15 protein-coding genes are annotated in these 16,758 nt (G+C 40.8%); 9 read left to right on the forward strand and 6 right to left on the reverse strand.

Annotated elements, in window-relative coordinates; all coding sequences use genetic code 11:
- Positions 1 to 18: 18 nt before the first annotated feature.
- A complete protein-coding gene (locus tag DUT71_RS18800) occupies positions 19 to 2,904 on the reverse strand; it encodes a TonB-dependent receptor (RefSeq protein ID WP_113664088.1) in 2,886 nt (961 codons plus the stop codon).
- 173 nt (positions 2,905 to 3,077) lie between these two features.
- Between DUT71_RS18800 and DUT71_RS18805 the strand changes: the two genes are divergently transcribed.
- Genes DUT71_RS18805 through DUT71_RS18815 form a run of 3 tightly spaced genes read left to right on the forward strand, consistent with a single transcriptional unit; the run spans position 3,078 to position 6,880 of the window.
- Positions 3,078 to 5,510 carry a penicillin acylase family protein gene (locus tag DUT71_RS18805; protein WP_113664089.1) on the forward strand — a complete coding sequence of 811 codons (2,433 nt, stop codon included), beginning with the start codon at positions 3,078 to 3,080 and terminating at the stop codon, positions 5,508 to 5,510.
- 2 nt (positions 5,511 to 5,512) lie between these two features.
- The gene (locus DUT71_RS18810; protein WP_113664090.1) at positions 5,513 to 5,863 is read left to right on the forward strand and encodes a hypothetical protein; all 351 of its coding nucleotides are present in this window, start codon (positions 5,513 to 5,515) and stop codon (positions 5,861 to 5,863) included.
- Between the two features lie 30 nt (positions 5,864 to 5,893).
- A complete protein-coding gene (locus tag DUT71_RS18815; protein WP_113664091.1) occupies positions 5,894 to 6,880 on the forward strand; it encodes a LuxE/PaaK family acyltransferase in 987 nt (328 codons plus the stop codon).
- Between the two features lie 242 nt (positions 6,881 to 7,122).
- Here the strand turns inward: DUT71_RS18815 and tyrS are convergent, their stop codons facing one another.
- Positions 7,123 to 8,406: a tyrosine--tRNA ligase gene (gene tyrS, locus DUT71_RS18820; RefSeq protein WP_113664114.1), complete on the reverse strand. Its 1,284-nt coding sequence runs from the start codon at positions 8,404 to 8,406 to the stop codon at positions 7,123 to 7,125.
- 99 nt (positions 8,407 to 8,505) lie between these two features.
- Between tyrS and DUT71_RS18825 the strand changes: the two genes are divergently transcribed.
- The 4 genes from DUT71_RS18825 (at position 8,506) to DUT71_RS18840 (ending at position 11,916) form a co-directional block, all read left to right on the forward strand.
- Positions 8,506 to 9,177, forward strand: a complete 672-nt coding sequence (locus tag DUT71_RS18825) for an ACP phosphodiesterase (protein ID WP_113664092.1) — start codon at positions 8,506 to 8,508, stop codon at positions 9,175 to 9,177.
- 2 nt (positions 9,178 to 9,179) lie between these two features.
- The gene (locus DUT71_RS18830) at positions 9,180 to 10,262 is read left to right on the forward strand and encodes a putative type IX sorting system protein PorV2 (RefSeq protein WP_113664093.1); all 1,083 of its coding nucleotides are present in this window, start codon (positions 9,180 to 9,182) and stop codon (positions 10,260 to 10,262) included.
- Between the two features lie 286 nt (positions 10,263 to 10,548).
- Positions 10,549 to 11,562 carry a zinc-binding alcohol dehydrogenase family protein gene (locus DUT71_RS18835; RefSeq protein ID WP_113664094.1) on the forward strand — a complete coding sequence of 338 codons (1,014 nt, stop codon included), beginning with the start codon at positions 10,549 to 10,551 and terminating at the stop codon, positions 11,560 to 11,562.
- 3 nt (positions 11,563 to 11,565) lie between these two features.
- Entirely contained in the window at positions 11,566 to 11,916 is a 351-nt protein-coding gene (locus tag DUT71_RS18840; RefSeq protein WP_113664095.1) for a n-acetylglutamate synthase, read from the forward strand.
- On the opposite strand, the gene DUT71_RS18845 is transcribed toward DUT71_RS18840, so the two are convergent.
- From DUT71_RS18845 to DUT71_RS18860, 4 genes are all read right to left on the reverse strand, one after another.
- Positions 11,913 to 12,296 carry a Fur family transcriptional regulator gene (locus DUT71_RS18845; RefSeq protein WP_113664096.1) on the reverse strand — a complete coding sequence of 128 codons (384 nt, stop codon included), beginning with the start codon at positions 12,294 to 12,296 and terminating at the stop codon, positions 11,913 to 11,915. The two genes, DUT71_RS18840 and DUT71_RS18845, sit on opposite strands and share 4 nt — an antisense overlap.
- Before the next feature lie 80 nt (positions 12,297 to 12,376).
- Positions 12,377 to 13,339 carry an AAA family ATPase gene (locus DUT71_RS18850; protein ID WP_113664097.1) on the reverse strand — a complete coding sequence of 321 codons (963 nt, stop codon included), beginning with the start codon at positions 13,337 to 13,339 and terminating at the stop codon, positions 12,377 to 12,379.
- Positions 13,340 to 13,342: 3 nt separating this feature from the next.
- Positions 13,343 to 14,716 carry a peptidylprolyl isomerase gene (locus DUT71_RS18855; protein WP_113664098.1) on the reverse strand — a complete coding sequence of 458 codons (1,374 nt, stop codon included), beginning with the start codon at positions 14,714 to 14,716 and terminating at the stop codon, positions 13,343 to 13,345.
- Positions 14,717 to 14,784: 68 nt separating this feature from the next.
- The gene (locus tag DUT71_RS18860) at positions 14,785 to 15,375 is read right to left on the reverse strand and encodes a hypothetical protein (RefSeq protein ID WP_113664099.1); all 591 of its coding nucleotides are present in this window, start codon (positions 15,373 to 15,375) and stop codon (positions 14,785 to 14,787) included.
- A gap of 94 nt (positions 15,376 to 15,469) precedes the next feature.
- On the opposite strand from DUT71_RS18860, the gene DUT71_RS18865 reads away from it, so the two are divergent.
- The gene (locus DUT71_RS18865) at positions 15,470 to 16,036 is read left to right on the forward strand and encodes a hypothetical protein (RefSeq protein WP_113664100.1); all 567 of its coding nucleotides are present in this window, start codon (positions 15,470 to 15,472) and stop codon (positions 16,034 to 16,036) included.
- Positions 16,033 to 16,617, forward strand: a complete 585-nt coding sequence (locus tag DUT71_RS18870) for a non-canonical purine NTP diphosphatase (RefSeq protein WP_113664101.1) — start codon at positions 16,033 to 16,035, stop codon at positions 16,615 to 16,617. Before DUT71_RS18865 ends, DUT71_RS18870 begins: the two co-directional genes overlap by 4 nt.
- The last annotated feature ends 141 nt before the right edge of the window (positions 16,618 to 16,758 follow it).

Below are 16,758 nucleotides of genomic sequence, written 5' to 3' on the forward strand. Positions count from 1 at the left end.
ATCGTTATTTAAACCCCATTATGGGTTGAACGCCAATGAAACATAGTACATTGCACCAACTTCGGGGTTACCATAAGAAGTGATATAGTATTTGTTCAGAATGTTTGACCCACCAATTTTAATTAATGAATTTACTGAAGGCACTTTAAAATTCACCTGAGCATCTACAGTACCAAATGCTGGCACTTCGCCACCGGCAAATGAAGAGAACCAAACGAATTTATCTTGCCAACGATAGTTCACATTAAAACCTACGTTTTTAAACACTTCGCGGTTGCTGATCCCTAAGTTGTAACGAATTTCTGGTGTATTGAAATCATTGTTGTAGTCGGCAGGTAAATCATTTAATTTGTTGTAAGATACATTGCCGGAAAACGTGTATTTGCCTCTTACGTAATCTAAACCAAATGCACCACCATAAGTAGTAACTTTACCAGTTGCATTTACAGGCACACCAAATTTTACAAATGTAGGTGAAGTTGGCGTTCCCTGATTTTGATAGACATTTACCCCAGTGATAAAATCTTTATACTGGTTATAGAAACCATAAATATCAATTAGGAAGTTTGACCCCAATAAACCTTTATAACCCAATTCGTATGCTGTTACGCTTTCAGGGCGTACACCTCGAGGATCAAAGGTGTAAGTAGGCGGAGTGGTTGTTGCGCCGGCTACTAAAGCTCTATATCCTGCCTCGGTAATTGGTTTATTGGTTAACAAATTATATTTATTTAAGAAAGATGGAAGTCCTCCAATTAAACGCTGGCTACCTCCCCCAACTGACAGGTCAATATATTGATTTTGAGTGGTTGGATTACGGAAACCTGTTTGGAACGACGCCCTGATATTAGAGTTTTTAGCCACGGTCCATACGCCAGTAACGCGTGGGGTAAAACGGCCATCAAAATTCTGACTCTTATCAAAACGACCTGCTACGGTTAACTTAAATGCTTCACCAAATTTTTTACCTAACTGTCCAAATGCTGCGTATTCATCAATATCTATTTCTCTATTTAAATCATCAAAAATAGTTCCACCAGAATTCAAATCAAATCTACGGGCCGAAGCGCCTACTTGAAATTCTACAACGTTGTTGAACAAACGAGAGAAATTATACATCCCCTCGTAATGGTAAAGATTTGACTTATCATTGAATTTAGCACCATAAATACCCTTATCCATATTAGTTTGGCTGATATAGGTATTTCTGATTTGTTGCGCATAGTTTTCGAACTGGGCTGAGCCTGGCAAAACTCTACCTGCATCTGCTGCATTACGAGCCATTTGATGTGCTGTGGCGCTATTGGCACCACCTGATATTGCTCCTATGTAATTTCCAACATATTGTGGAAACCATACGGTTGAAGCCTTGGTCTTCTCGTTGATGTAGCTGCCCAAGATCGAGGAAATGTACGAGTCGCCGGAACGCTCTTGTGTAGTGTAACCTCTTACATAAAAATCTTCTCCCTTAAGTTCCAACTTATATAGTCCGATGTTGAAATTACGTAACGAATAACGATCTGAGCCCGTATAAACAGAGGTACCAGTACCCCAGTTAGCTAGTGCAGAAAGCTGGATAGTATTAGTCAGATTATAATACAATCCTCCGGACATCTTCAAAGATTTGGTATTATAATCTACCAAGTTAATCTCATCATAACCTGTTCTGGAAACGTTTGAATTAAGTGCCGCATTTAGGGCTGGAGTATTAATTCCTGCGTAAAAAGCACGAGTATTTGCATTTGTTGCCAGAAAAGAATTCAGCATCGCTAAACGTGTAGGATCTGATTTAAAATTATTTATCTGAACCTCAGTAGGCATTGTAGTACCTGGAATTCCCAACGCAGCTTTAACATAACTGGATGTTCCGGCATTTAAAACAGAGTTAGCCACTGCCCTCATATTTTGACTAACTTCATCACCATAAACATTCACTCCATCGTAGTTTGGATCTGATTGGCGGTTGCCCGACGTAGGCATATTACGTGCCCTATCGAAGTTCGATTGATTAGTGCCAAACCAGTCTTTCGCCTGTAAAAACGAGAAGGCAAACTTTGCTCCAAACTTGTTGTTCCAAGATTTGGCCATGCGCATATCAAATTGCTTAAATTCTTGAACAGAGGTATTATTATCATTAACATGATTTATTCCTGTTTTCAACTGAAAGCTAGCTCCCTGATATTTAAATGGATCTTTAGAAGTCATCAACAAAGTACCGCTGATACCTCCAGCACCATACAAGGCAGAGGAAGCACCTGGCAACAGCTCTACGTTATCTACATCAAGCTCTGTAATACCCACAATGTTACCTACAGAAAAGTTTAGGCCAGGCGCCTGGTTGTCCATTCCGTCAATTAACTGGTTGAAACGGGTATTACCGTTGGCATTAAAACCTCGGGTATTGTACGATCTAAACGTTAAACTTTGCGTACTCATCTCCACCCCTTTAATGTTTTGAATAGCATCGTAGAACGATGGAGCGGCAATTTCCTTAATCTGGGCAGCGCCCATGCGTTCGATAGTTACCGGCGATTCTAGGATACGCTCTGGCGTACGCGATGCTGAGACTACCACTTCCTGGCCCAAAATTGCGCCAGATTCCAGTTCAAAGCTCAAATTGGTTGCCATACCGGTAATTTCCCGCTCTACCGTATTAAAACCAACAAAACTTACAGAAAGTGTAAAAGGTGGTTTTTCGGTAGTTGTAAAAGAGAATTTGCCATTTTGGTCGGTAGAAGAACCTATTGTTTTTCCCTTCACTGTTACACTTACCCCGGGAATTGGTTCTTTGGTTAGCTTATCAGTTACGGTGCCACTAACCACAATGCTCTGCGCACTAGCCGCGAACCCGGTCCACAGCAAAACACAAAGCACAAGAAATACTTTAGTAATAGTTTTGTTCATACTTCTGTAGTTTATATTGTTTATTTTAACATAAACTTAATACAATTTTTGGTACTTACAAATTTTTATTCTGCCATTGATGAAGCACTAATTAAAATTAGATTGTCCTTCATTTCATTTTTATAATTAAATTGGCTTCGGCCTAAAGCAAACCAAAAACATAACCCGCACCAATGAACAGAGTTAAAGCACTGATATGCGTTCTCATCCCTATTCTGTTGGGATATTTCTTAAATACAAAATTTGGTGATCTTCCTCCTATTTTAAAATTTTTAAATCCTTTTACCGGATTTTGGCAAAATGCCGAGGGGATGTTACCCAGCAAAAGTAAAAAGCTAGTCCTGAAGAACGCCAGAGACAATATAGAGATTGCATTTGACGATCGTATGATTCCCCATGTATTTGCTAAAAATGATCACGACTTGTACTACGCACAGGGCTATGTTACCGCTATGCACAGGCTTTGGCAAATGGATTTCCAAACTCGTTTTGCCGCTGGCAGAATATCGGAAGTTGTTGGGGCAAAAGCCATAGAAGTAGATAAATATCAACGGCGCATGGGCATGGTATATGGGGCAGAAAATTCCCTAGAAGGCATGATGGCCGATCCCCATGCCAGGGAAATGCTTTTAGCTTACACCGATGGTATTAACGACTATATCAAATCGTTGAACCGCCACAACCTGCCCATAGAATACAAACTACTAGACTTTAAGCCTGAAAAATGGACGCCGATAAAATGCGCTTTACTACTTAAACAAATGTCGGCGGTGTTGGCCATGGGCTCCGACGAGTTTTACATGACCAACATCCTTAAAAAATACGGCCCAGCAATTACAAAAGACCTATTCCCCGATTATCCATTTAAGGAAGATCCTATTATCCCGGCAGGCACCAAATGGGATTTTACGCCCCTGGCTATTCCGGCCACACCTAAATCTTTTACCGACATGATGAGCACTAACATTGCCACCAAGCAAAAAGAAGAAGGCATAGGGAGCAACAACTGGGCAGTATCAGGGATAAAAACGGCTTCGGGATTTCCAATTTTGGCAAACGACCCGCACCTGGATTTAACCTTGCCTTCCATCTGGTACCAGATACAATTACACGCTCCTGGAATAAATGCCTATGGAGTATCTCTTCCCGGCGCTCCGGGAATCATTATTGGCTTTAACCAAAACATTGCTTGGGGCGTAACCAACGTAGCCGCTGATGTGCTTGATTTTTATCAGATTAAATTTAAGGACGATAAGCACCAAAGCTATTGGTACAACAACAAATGGCAAAATACCAAGCCTCGATATGAAAAAATTACCGTAAAAGGCGCTGCTGATATAGTAGACACCGTGCTTTATACGCATCATGGCCCCGTGGTTTACTTCCAGAAACCCAGCTACGGTAGGGCAGCCAATGTGCCAACCGGGCATGCTTTACGCTGGATAGCTCATGATAAATCAAATGAACTAAAAGCCTTCTATTTATTGAACAGGGGCAAAAACTATAACGACTATCGTAAAGCCTTGCCTTACTTTACCGCACCTGCCCAAAACTTTATTTTTGCAAGTGCAGATAATGATATAGCCATTACCCCAAATGGCAAATTTCCTTTAAAGTGGAAAAACCAAGGAAAATTCATTTTGGACGGCACTGATCCAAGTAACGATTGGCAAGGCTGGATTCCTGCGGCACAAAATCCAACAGTTAAAAATCCGCCACGAAATTTTGTAAGTTCAGCCAACCAATCCTCTACCGATCCGAGCTATCCGTATTACATCAATTGGGAGTTTTCTCCTTATGAAAGAGGAAAGCGAATTAACGACAGGCTAAAATCAATGGACAAAATTACTGCCGACAGCATGCGCCGCCTGCAAACAGATTCGTACAGCATTATGGCCGAAAATTTACTGCCCTACCTACTTCCTTTGGTAAATACAGCTAACCTAAACGCTACCCAAAAAGAAGCCTACAACCTCAGCACAAACTGGAACAAATATTTTGATGCCAAATCTATAGCGGCCAGTGTATTTGATTTGTGGACAAAGAGATTGTCTATTGAAATTTGGGACGATGAGTTTAACGATAAACAACAGCCGATGCGCTACCCGTCTCGCGATAGAACCATAGAAATGATCCAAAAAGACCCGAATGCAAGATGGTTTGACAATGTGAACACCGCCAAAAAAGAAACCTTGACGGATTTGGTCAATAGCTCATTTAAATATGCCTGCGACAGCCTCGAAAGAAAATATGGTCCAATAGGCGAAGATTGGCAATGGGCCAAGGTGAAAAACACTAACGTACCACATTTAGCAAAAATACCTGGTTTTGGCTCCAAAAAACTACTTATAGGTGGTTCAAAAAGTACCGTAAATGCCTTAAGCGAAAGTAATGGCCCATCATGGAGAATGGTGATTGAATTGGGCAAAACCCCTAAAGGACATGGCGTTTATCCGGGCGGACAATCTGGAAACCCTGGCAGCCCTTTCTACGACAACATGATTGACACTTGGGCGCAAGGAAAGCTATATGATTTGTTCTTTATGCAATCTATGGACGACAAATCAGGAAAAATTATCTCACGTTATAAAATCTCAAAAAAATAAAAATGGTTTTCATCGTAATCATCATCATATCGTTTGCTCTACAATCTTTTTTCCCCTGGTGGGTAGTTATTGTAGCCTCATTTGCTACTTGCGGTATCATTGGTAAAACTGCAAAGATATCTTTCTGGCAACCATTTTTAGCTATTGTGGTGCTATGGACAGCCATGGCGTTATACAAAAGTATGCCCAACCACCATTTGTTGGCAGCAAGAGTAGCCGAAATGTTTGGGCTAAAGGTTTGGCCTGCAATACTGGCCTTAAGTGCGCTTATTGGCGGATTAGTCGCGGGAGTTAGTGGTCTTTGCGGTTATTACTTCAGAAAATCAACTATCACCCCAAAAGCAAAATCGTAATCAGTATAAAAAACTTCGTATTTTTGCCCAGTGAATTCAAATCCTGGGCATTTTTTTTTAATCAGCAATGAGCAAGATTTTAACCAATCTGCCTTAGCTGCATTTAGGCATCAAGCAACAAATTGCGAAATTTACCAACAGTATATTTCACACCTTGGGATCGATCCTTTGGAAATCAGCCATTATACCCAAATCCCTTTTCTACCGATCAGCTTTTTCAAATCACGCAGGGTAACTTCTTCCTCAAAACCCGCAGAAATTACTTTTAGCAGCTCAGGCACTACCGGGCAAATGACCAGCAAGCACTTCGTGCAGGATGTATCCATTTATGAAAACAGCTATAATAAAGCTTTTGAGCTTTTTTACGGCAGCCCTAACGAGTATTGCATCTTGGCACTCCTACCTTCTTATCTGGAACGAGACGGATCTTCTTTGATCTACATGGTAGATGATCTGCTTAAACAAAGTACCCACCTGCTAAGCGGCTATTTTTTGCACAACCACCAACAGCTTTTCGAAACATTGCAAACCCTTAAAGCAACAAAACAAAAAACACTTTTAATTGGTGTTACTTACGCTCTTTTAGACTTTACCGAGCAATACCAAATTGAATTTCCCGAACTGATTGTTATGGAAACGGGTGGGATGAAAGGAAAAAGAAAAGAAATGGTACGAGCCGAACTGCACCACCTGCTTTCGGCGGCATTTGGGGTTGAGCACATCCATAGTGAATATGGGATGACAGAACTGCTGTCTCAGGCATATTCTAAAGGAAGTGGTATTTTCGAATGCCCTCCGTGGATGAAAATATTGTTGCGGGACACCTCCGACCCGCTAAGTCTTCTTTCAGCAGCAAATACCACTGGCGGCGTTAATGTAATTGATTTGGCCAATATAAACTCCTGTTCGTTCATTGCCACACAGGATCTGGGCAAAATACACGGAGAAAATCGCTTCGAAATAATGGGCCGGTTTGATGATGCAGATATTAGAGGCTGCAATCTTTTAGTACAGTAGCTTAATTTTTAAACCTTCTATCAAATTTAAAGACCCGCTTTGAAACCAGTTTGACTTTACCTGCATCCTTGTGACTTGGATTCCTCAAACCATTATGTTCTTCTTTAACCAAAACCGAAGGTGCCAAAACTGCCAGTTTATCATCAGACAATTACACCAAAATATATACATTCTGTCTTGAAATGCCCAAAAAAATAACGCATTTAAAGTGCGTTATTTTTTTTGGGAATCAGCTTATTTCACTACTTGGCGATAATCAAAAAGTAGTTCTTCTTTCCTTTTTGCACCACTAAAAACTCGTCGTTAATTAAATCAGCAGCTGAAAAAGCGACATTTAAATCTGTTACTTTATTTTTATTAATGCTCAAACCACCGCCCTGAACAGTCTTTTTCACTTCTCCTTTGGAAGGAAAAACAGTAGTCTTTTCAGCCAATAACGACGGCGTATCGATACCATTTGCTAAATCAGCTTTTGCGATAACAAACTGGGGGATACCTTCAAAAATATCTAACACCTCTGCCGTTGGCAATCCTTTCAGAAATTCCAAAGAACCATTTCCAAACAAAAATTCAGAGGTTTTAATGGCAGTTTCCAAAGCTTCGGCGGAGTGGGTTCTAACGGTAATATCTTCTGCCAATGCTTTTTGTAAAATACGCAAATGCGGCGCTTCATCATGTTGTTTTTCCAAAGCTTCTATCTCGGCTTTACTTTTTAACGTAAAAATTCTTATCCAGGCTTTTACGTCGCTGTCTGAAGCATTTAGCCAGAATTGATAGTATTTATACGGCGAAGTTTTAGCAGGGTCAAGCCAAATTGCCCCACTTTCGGTTTTACCAAATTTGGTTCCATCTGCTTTTTTGATCAATTGGGTGGTTAAAGCATAGGCCGTGCCCTGATCTTTCCTCCTGATCAGTTCTGTTCCGGTAACGATATTGCCCCATTGATCAGAACCGCCCATCTGCAAAACGCATTGATGATGTTTCCACAAATAATAAAAATCGTAACCTTGCACCAGCTGATAGCTAAACTCCGTAAATGACATGCCGTTATCTCCTTCCAAACGTTTTTTCACGCTATCCTTTGCCATCATGTAGTTTACGGTAATGTGCTTACCTACCTCACGGATAAAGTCCAGGAAATTGAAATTTTTGAACCAATCGGCATTGTTAACCATTACCGCACCATTTCCTTCATCCTCAAACTTCAAGAACTTGGCCAACTGCTTTTTCATCCCATCAAGGTTGTGAGCAACCATTTCTTCCGTTTGCAGATTACGTTCATCCGATTTTCCAGACGGGTCACCTACCATTCCCGTTGCACCGCCTACCAACGCTACCGGCTTATGCCCCGCTCTTTGGAAGTGGATCAGGGTCATGATCTGGGTCAAATGCCCTACATGCAAAGAATCAGCAGTTGGATCAAAACCAATATAGCCAGCACACATGCCTTCGTTCAGTTTCTGCTCAGTATCAGGCATAATGTCGTGCAACATGCCTCTCCAACGTAATTCTTCTACAAAATTTATCATCTTTTTAACGATTTTAGGGCACAAAGATAACAATTAGCTGATTAACTAATTAGCCAATCAGCTAATGATTTGGGGCTTTTAGGTTATATTTACAAAATGAACTTTCTTTCGCATTTTTATTTTGATCGGAATACAACTAACGCCAATATCGTCATCGGGACTGTGCTGCCTGATCTACTCAAAAATGCCAACAAAAACTGGAATGTTCATCCTGAAAAATATCCCGAATTATTCCAGCAAGCCCATTTACAACCAATACTTACGGGCTGGAAAAGACATCTACAAGTAGACATACTGTTTCATTCGTCGGATTTTTTCAACATCAAAACCCAAGAACTTAAGCAACTGCTACTTCCCATCTTAAAAGACACGCCGGTAAGGCCTTCTTTTTTAGCACATATTGGTGTTGAGCTACTTTTGGATCATCTACTTGTCCAACATCAAAAAATAGCCATTTATTCGTTTTATGATCAGTTAGAGGCTGCTGATCACCAACATTTAACTGAATTTATCCACCAGTGCAAAATAAGCGACAGCAGCTTATTCTTCAAGTTTTTAAACAGCTTTAAATCAAGCAGGTACCTGCTAAGCTATCAAAAACTGGAAAATATCAGTTATGCCTTACAACGCATTTGTATGCGCCTGTGGGAACGCCCTTTTACCGAAAAAACCACCTACCAACTTACCTCTATATTGGAATTTTATAAAAACCAATTGGAAGTAGATTTTATGATTATATTTGAGGAAATAGAAAATCGGTTAACCTAACCATGCGCAAGTATCAGCTACTCATTATTATAGCTTTTTTTACCATCTCTGCAAAAGCTCAAAGGAAATACAGCAATGAATTTTTGAACATTGGCGTAGGCTCTACCGCATTTGGCTTGTCGGGTTCGGTAGTTGCAAACGTAAACGATGTTACTGCAGGCTATTGGAATCCAGCGGGTTTGGCCCGTATGGAAACCCCGCGTCAGGTTAGTTTTATGCACTCCGAATATTTTGCGGGCATCGCTAAATATGACTATGGCTCCTTTGCTACCTCCGTTCAGGATAATACCGCGGTAGTTGGCGCCTCTATTTTACGTTTCGGGGTTGATGACATTCCAGATACCTCTGAACTTATCGATGCCGATGGCAATATCAACTACGACCGGGTAAAGAAATTTTCTGCTGCCGATTATGCTTTTATATTTTCCTATGCCAGAAAAAAAGGTAAAAAAGGCATTGGTAACGAAGATGGCCTGAGCTACGGAGCCAATGTAAAAATTATTCACCGATTGGTGGGCGAGTACGGTAAATCATGGGGTTTTGGGCTAGATGCCGGCGTACAGTATAAAAAAGGAAAATGGATTTTTGCCGCCGTAGGGAAAGACATCACCTCTACCTTTAATTCATGGAGCTACAATGCCGACAAACTTTCTACCGTTTACGCAACCACCGGAAACGATATCCCTAAAAGCTCTACAGAAACCACCAATCCGCGTGTCGTATTGGGCGTTGCTTATGCCACCCCATTAAGTGAAAAATTTAATATCCTGGCCGAAACCAACGTGAATTTAACTACCGATGGTAAAAGAAATGTTTTACTAAGCGCCGATCCCATAAGTGCAGATCCGACCCTTGGCCTCTCGGTTGATTTCAGGAAAACCATCTTTCTCCGTGGCGGGCTGGGCAACATTCAAAAATCAACCGATTTTACCGGCAAGCAAATCTACACTTACCAGCCCAACATGGGGGTAGGCATCAAAATCAAGAACTTCTCTTTAGATTACGCATTAACCAATGTGGGCAACAGCTCCGATGCGCTTTACAGCAATGTCTTTTCCATCAGGCTTGATTTCGAGAAAAAGTAATTTCATTTCTTGAAAAGCAATGTCGCAGCTACTATCCAGGCAAGCCCCGCTTTCACTCATAGCCTCGGCTTCGCTACACTTCGCCTTCGGGCTATCCGTTCAATCGGGTTTATTGAACCAAAACCTTACCACATAGGGCATAACCACCAACTGGTGCCGAAATATATACCCCAAAATAATATTACAACCAGCAATATAACAATTAAGCTCGGGTACAATAAATCAACCTTTTAATGACAAGCGAATTGCCCATCTCTTTTAAATTTGCCTAAAACCTTTAATCATCATGAAAGCAGTAGGATTTAAAACTTCCCTTCCCATAACAGAGCCCAACAGCTTTATAGCATTCGAAACCGAAAAACCTAGCCCGGTTGGGCATCAGCTCCTTATTAAAATTAACGCCATTGCAGTTAACCCGGTCGATTTCAAAATCAGACAAAACGCCGCAAAAGACACCATATTGGAACAGCCAAAGATAATTGGCTGGGACGCATCCGGAATAGTAGAAGCCGTAGGCGAAAACGTAAGCCTATTTAACATTGGCGACCAAGTATATTACGCCGGCGATATTACCAAAGCAGGCTGCAATGCAGAGTTTCAGCTGGTTGATGAGCGCATTGTAGGTAAAAAGCCAAAAACCTTAAGCAACGAAGCCGCTGCCGCAATGCCACTTACAGCACTTACCGCTTGGGAAATTTTATTTAACAGGATTCGTATCAGTGCCGAAAAAGACAAAGGCAAAACCTTACTGGTTATTGGCGGCGCCGGGGGCGTAGGTTCCATTGCCATACAGTTAGCCAAAAAAATTGCCAACCTTAATGTAATAGCTACCGCATCAAGGCCCCAAACCATTGAATGGTGCAAACAAATGGGAGCCGACCTGGTAGTTAACCACAAAAACTTAGTAGACGAAGTTCGAAAAGCAGGGTTTCAGTTTGTTGATTTCATTGTAGATTTTGTAGACACCAACAGCTATTGGGACGCCATGTCCGAATTGATCAAACCTCAGGGACATATCGCGTCCATTACCGGTAGCGCCACGCCAATAGCCCTTAACAAACTTAAAACAAAAAGCGCCAGTTTTTCTTGGGAGTTCATGTACACACGTTCCAGTTTTCAAACCGAAGATATGGTTGAACAACACCACATCTTAAATAAAGTGGCCAATTTGTTAGATGAAGGTGCACTTGTAAGCACCCTTACCCAAACGCTCAGCGGGCTTTCGGCAGAAAACTTGAAACAAGCACATCAACAATTAGAATCTGGAACAACTATTGGAAAAATAGCCATTAAATACTAAGTGATGATTAACTACGATCAAAAAATATTCAGGCCAATTAGCAACACCGAAAATGGCGAAACGTCCAACGATACCGTTTTCGTTTACAGGCAAAACGGATCAGTCCTTACTTCCGCATATAGCGGAGGTAAGGTTATTCATGGGCATTTAATTGGCTTAGTAGACGAGCACGGAAATATTGACATGCGCTATCATCAGGTGAACAATAAAGGCGAACTAATGACTGGAAAATGCAGATCGACCCCTGAAATACTGCCCGATGGAAGAATGAGGTTACATGAAACGTGGGAATGGACTTCTGGCGACTGCTCTAAAGGGCAATCAATTATCGAGGAAATGATCAGGGAAGACTAAAGCCCAGAACACTTGGGGCAAAGACCAGAAAGAGTAAAATTAACTTCCTTCACCTGATATTTGTTTGGCAGTTTAAAAGAAGGAATTACATCCTCCAGGCAAGTAACAGATTTACATTTCTCACAGCTAAAATGCAGATGGTTATGATGGTGCTGCGTTTCGCAGTCATGGCACTCTGCATATTTGGTTACCCCATCTACATTTACGATCCGATGAATGGCGCCTTCATCAACCAAACGGTCCAATACTCTGTAAATAGTTACGCGGTCACATAAATCATTCAGTTCGTGCTGTATCTCGGCATGCGACAAAGCCACCTCAGAAGTACTGATCAGCTTTTTGATTTCTGTTTTCGCTATGGTATTTCTTGTGATCTTCATTTTATAAAAAGCTGCTACAAATATACAAAATATAGGCCATCAACTTAGTAATAGCCCTACCAACAGCCCCGGCCGAAAAACTAAAACAAGTTTTTGATGATTTGCTCAGTAGTTAAACCTTCGGCTTCGGCTCTGTAGTTACGAACAATCCTATGGCGCAAAATAGCTTCCGCTACAGCCTGTACGTCCTCAATATCCGGGGCATATTTCCCTGAAATGGCCGCATGGCATTTAGCACCTAGCACCAAAAACTGAGAAGCCCTTGGCCCGGCACCCCATGAAATATAATTGTTGATTTCTACGGTGGCAAATTCACTATGAGGACGTGTTTTTGCAACCAGTTTCACGGCATATTCCAACACATTGTCGGTTACGGGAATATTACGGATAAGTTTCTGGAAATATTGTATTTCTGCGGCATTTACAATCTTTTGCAGCGCTACCGTTTTATTGCTGGTGGTGTTTTTTACAATTGTCAATTCATCGGCAAATGCCGGATAATCCAAAGAAATATTGAACATAAAACGGTCCAATTGTGCTTCTGGCAAAGGATAAGTTCCCTCCTGTTCAATTGGATTTTGAGTAGCCAGTACAAAAAAGGGTTGTGGCAAAGCATGGGTAACACCAGCCGCAGTTACCGCTTTTTCCTGCATGGCTTCCAACAGTGCTGCTTGTGTTTTTGGTGGTGTACGGTTAATCTCATCTGCCAAAATGATATTGGAAAAAATGGGGCCTTTGATAAACTTAAAGTGTCTATCTTCCCCCAAAATTTCAGCGCCAATGATGTCGCTTGGCATCAGATCAGGGGTAAATTGAATACGATTAAAATCGAGGTCCAATACATTGGCCACGGTTTGTACCAAAAGTGTTTTGGCCAACCCGGGCACACCTACTAACAAACAATGCCCATTGCTAAAAATAGCAATGAGCACTGATTTTACAATTTCGTCTTGTCCAATGACAACCTTACTGATTTCGGCTTGTACATTTTTGAACGACTGATGTAGGGCATCAACCGCTTCTACCTCGTTTTTAAACTGCATTCGCTATTTACTGTCTTTATCTTTCGTTAACCACATTTTTAGTTCGTCACAAGTTGCAAACTCACTGTCAACCTTAATATAGGTGGTTTCCCTTCTTTTCTCAAACCACTCACTAATGATCTTGCTTTTCTTCTCAGCTTCGGCCTGTTCTTTAAATTTAGGATAATCCTGCTCCAAACTAGCTTTATGTGGCGGTATTTTAGATTTTAGAAAGAAAATTTTATACCCTTCCTTACCGCTTTGCGGATCGCTGAACTTAATAGGCTGCGAAATACTGCCAACTTTCATGGTATCAATTACCACAAAAACCGCTGGATCTAGTTTTTCTACAGGCATAAAAGTGGTTCTGGCAGTTTGGTTATCCGCATAAAGCATCATACCGCCGTTGTATTGGGTGTCTTTGTTATCCGAGTAAAGAGAAGCGGCCGTAGCAAAAGGTAATTTTTTGCCAATAATATCCTGATAGATACTGTCGGCTTTAAGCTTGGTACGGTCTAAACTTTGTGGTGTGTTTTGCGGGCGTATCAAAATATGCCTTACGTGGGCCTGTTCGCCCCTACGCTCAATTACCTGTACAATGTGATAGCCGTATTCTGTTTCAAAAACTGGCGACATTTCACCTGCTTTAAGCTTAAAAGCCCAAGCGGTAAATTCCTTTACCATGGTTTGCCTGTCAATAAAGCCATAGTCACCACCTTCTGAGGCTGAACCTGGATCTTCCGAATAGGTTTTAGCCAGGAACCCAAAATCTTCGCCACTTTTTACACGTAAGCGAAGTGCCTCTAGTTTATCGTAATATTTTTGCTTTTCAGCTTTGGTTAACTTAGGCTGTAACACAATCTCCCCTACTTCTACTTCAGCGCCAATGTCTGGCAGGCTGTCCTTGGGATAACTGTCAAAATATTTCTTTACTTCTAATGGGGTTATCGAAGCGTTTTCCGTAATTTTTGCCTGCATTTTCTGTGCAATCAGTCCTTCCTTAACGTCTGGTCTCATTTCATCTTTATATTGCAATAAAGATTTTTGCAAAAATTGCTCTAAGCGCTCTTGTCCACCCATACGTTGAACTTGATAGCGCATTTTTCTATCCAGCTCATCATCAACCTGGCTTTCCTCTACCACAATAGAATCGATTTCAGCTTGCTGCTTTAACAATTTTTGGATTAGCATTTGCTGCAAGAAGTAGCATTTGGCTCGAGTATCGGCAGGATTCCCCTGATTTAAATAAATCGCATATTGCTGATTAAGATCAGAGAGCAAAATGATGCTGTTTCCCACTACCGCCACCACTTTATCCAAATTAGGATTTTTATTTTGGGCCTTTACATTCAAAAACAAGCACAAAAAAAGACTTGCTATTGATAAAATTCTCTTCATTAGTATGTTAAATTCTGTATATAATTTACAAAGTTAAAATTATTGAGCTTAGTGCACCAACAAAGCTATTATTGCTTGGTTAATTTTTTTAGCTCTGATTGGTTCACCTTAATTTTATATTTTGCCCTTAGGCTGTTGATCCAATCGTTTTCCAGTTGTTGTTGAAAATCACCGATGACCTGTCCCCTTACTTCGCTAAACTGCTTACCTTCATATTTTTGGGCATTCTTATCGAAATAAGTTTTGATCTGGCCATCATCTTCCTGTGCCTTTGACCAAATTTTTTGCTCACATACATTGAACATTAGCACGCCCTCTCTGTATTCGTTCATAATATAGCCATATTCTGGTGAATTTACAGGAATTTTATTCTGGGACTTGAGCGCTTCTTCATAGCCAGCAATTTCTTGCTTGTAGGCTTCATCAGCATCTAGGCCCATTGCTTTGGCTTCGGCAACCTTTAGTTTGAAGTTGACATACAGCTCCAAATAAGCTTCCAGGTCTTTGTAGTTCAAAGTTCCTTCACCCGCATGGTTTTTCTTATAAACCCATAAAAATTCTTTGCTATTGATAGGGTTTCCGTTGATTGAAGCCACATTTTGGGCATATACCAGATTTCCAGCAACAGTAAAAATTAGAGCTAAACAGGCTTTTTTCACAAAAGATGCGTTTTTTAATTATTGGATAAAAGTAACAATTTAAGGTGCTATAATAAGATATTTAACTAATTTTAACAGAAATTTTTTCCTAAAAATGAATAGCAGCCAACTTATTACTAACGCAGAAGCTTTACGTTTATTTTTTACCGATGATGTTTACTTGGCTGGTGAGCTTACAACGATGGAAAACCAAGCTCCGGAAGCTACAATTGCGGACAAGCCTAAGATGGAGGTGCCTAAGCTGGAAGAGCCGGCTCCAGGCGACAAGGAGGTTTTCGATTTCAAATATTTGGGCAAAAACGAGAAAAAGATCTTGATCCTGGTAAATGATGCGAAACACCCCGTGAGCACCCCTCAAGGTACTGAATTGCTGAGGAAACTGGTGCTTTCGATCAACTTGAAAAACGCCGATTTTGCCTTGCTGAATTACTCGGCCTATGCAACGGCTAAATTCGAGCATCTTAATGCCTTTTTCTCTTGCAGGTTTTTACTTTCTTTTGGGGTATCATCAAATGAGCTAGGCCTCGGAGAGCATTTGCTGCATCAATTGCATCCGCTCCAAAACATCCAGATGATTTTCACCCATAATCTTCATGCCTTAGATGCCGATATAAATGCGAAGAAAACGTTGTGGGGAACTTTAAAAAACTTGAATATATGACCCAAAAAATAGTTTTTGCCACCAACAATGTGCATAAAACAGCTGAGGTTGCCAACATCCTGGCACCTCAATACCAAGTGCTGAATTTAAAAGACATCCATTGCTTGGTAGACATTCCCGAAACAGGCAATACCTTTGCGGAAAATGCCTCTTTAAAGAGCAGTTATGTATATCAAAACTATCATTTGGATTGCTTTGCAGACGATAGCGGATTGGAAGTAGATGCCTTAAACAACGCCCCTGGAATTTTTTCTGCAAGATACAGTGGTATAAAAGACGACAGCACCAACCTGCAGCTTTTACTAAAAAACATGGAAGGTAAAAGCGATAGAAAAGCACGCTTTAAAACGGTTATTTCTTTACTTAAAAATGGAGAAAATCATTTATTTGAAGGGGTAATTGAAGGTACCATCAGAACCGAGCCGGCAGGTTCCAAAGGATTTGGCTATGATCCGATTTTCCAACCAAATGGCTACAATATTACTTTTGCAGAAATGGAAATGTCTGAAAAGAACAAAATAAGCCATAGGGCCCTGGCCATGCAGAAACTGGTAGATTTTCTAAAAGAAGATCACAGCTAGGAATGAAACAACATCCTTTAAGGGTTATGAAATCTGCGCTTTGCGCTAAAGAGATATCACCATTTTGTGTTTTTACTCATTCCTTACTATATCCATTGGAAAGTTGCACTTAAAGGCTTACGAAGTTTTCGGGGCTCCGTA

Origin of the sequence: Pedobacter nanyangensis (assembly GCF_003313505.1) — a bacterium.
Taxonomy (GTDB): Bacteria; Bacteroidota; Bacteroidia; order Sphingobacteriales; family Sphingobacteriaceae; genus Pedobacter; species Pedobacter nanyangensis.

Bases quoted from the DNA above. Each gene is read 5' to 3' on its own strand.
- DUT71_RS18870 (WP_113664101.1), top strand. From the start codon at position 16,033: ATGACCCAAAAAATAGTTTTTGCCACCAACAATGTGCATAAAACAGCT.
- DUT71_RS18800 (WP_113664088.1), bottom strand. From the start codon at position 2,904: ATGAACAAAACTATTACTAAAGTATTTCTTGTGCTTTGTGTTTTGCTG.
- DUT71_RS18855 (WP_113664098.1), bottom strand. From the start codon at position 14,716: ATGAAGAGAATTTTATCAATAGCAAGTCTTTTTTTGTGCTTGTTTTTG.
- DUT71_RS18830 (WP_113664093.1), top strand. From the start codon at position 9,180: ATGCGCAAGTATCAGCTACTCATTATTATAGCTTTTTTTACCATCTCT.
- DUT71_RS18825 (WP_113664092.1), top strand. From the start codon at position 8,506: ATGAACTTTCTTTCGCATTTTTATTTTGATCGGAATACAACTAACGCC.
- DUT71_RS18840 (WP_113664095.1), top strand. From the start codon at position 11,566: ATGATTAACTACGATCAAAAAATATTCAGGCCAATTAGCAACACCGAA.
- DUT71_RS18865 (WP_113664100.1), top strand. From the start codon at position 15,470: ATGAATAGCAGCCAACTTATTACTAACGCAGAAGCTTTACGTTTATTT.
- DUT71_RS18850 (WP_113664097.1), bottom strand. From the start codon at position 13,339: ATGCAGTTTAAAAACGAGGTAGAAGCGGTTGATGCCCTACATCAGTCG.
- DUT71_RS18805 (WP_113664089.1), top strand. From the start codon at position 3,078: ATGAACAGAGTTAAAGCACTGATATGCGTTCTCATCCCTATTCTGTTG.
- DUT71_RS18810 (WP_113664090.1), top strand. From the start codon at position 5,513: ATGGTTTTCATCGTAATCATCATCATATCGTTTGCTCTACAATCTTTT.
- DUT71_RS18845 (WP_113664096.1), bottom strand. From the start codon at position 12,296: ATGAAGATCACAAGAAATACCATAGCGAAAACAGAAATCAAAAAGCTG.
- DUT71_RS18835 (WP_113664094.1), top strand. From the start codon at position 10,549: ATGAAAGCAGTAGGATTTAAAACTTCCCTTCCCATAACAGAGCCCAAC.